The following is a 262-nucleotide window of genomic DNA, read 5'->3' on the forward strand; positions in this document are numbered from 1 at the left end:
ATGAGATGGCGCACCTTTGGCAGCACCATTTCGGCAAGCCGTCGCGCGCCGGCTACCACAACAAGGAATGGGCAGCGAAGATGCACGAGATCGGTTTGCACCCTTCGGATACCGGCCAGCCAGGCGGGAAGGAAACCGGCCAATCTTGCTGCCACTACATTGTCCCGGACGGCCGCTATGCCCGCGTCTTCGCCGTGCTGGCGGGGCGGCCCGGCTAATCCCCCCCTTGAGTCGTGCCTTGGGGCGATGCCGGCGCCCCGGG

General features: G+C 66.4%; 1 pseudogene. It reads left to right on the forward strand.

Annotation, left to right across the window (positions count from 1 at the left end):
* Window positions 1-218 (forward strand): annotated as a pseudogene (locus KVS69_RS19790) (SprT-like domain-containing protein); the annotation flags it as partial.
* Window positions 219-262: the final 44 nt, after the last annotated feature.

Source organism: Stenotrophomonas sp. GbtcB23, assembly GCF_019091045.1.
Taxonomy (GTDB): Bacteria; Pseudomonadota; Gammaproteobacteria; order Xanthomonadales; family Xanthomonadaceae; genus Stenotrophomonas; species Stenotrophomonas rhizophila_A.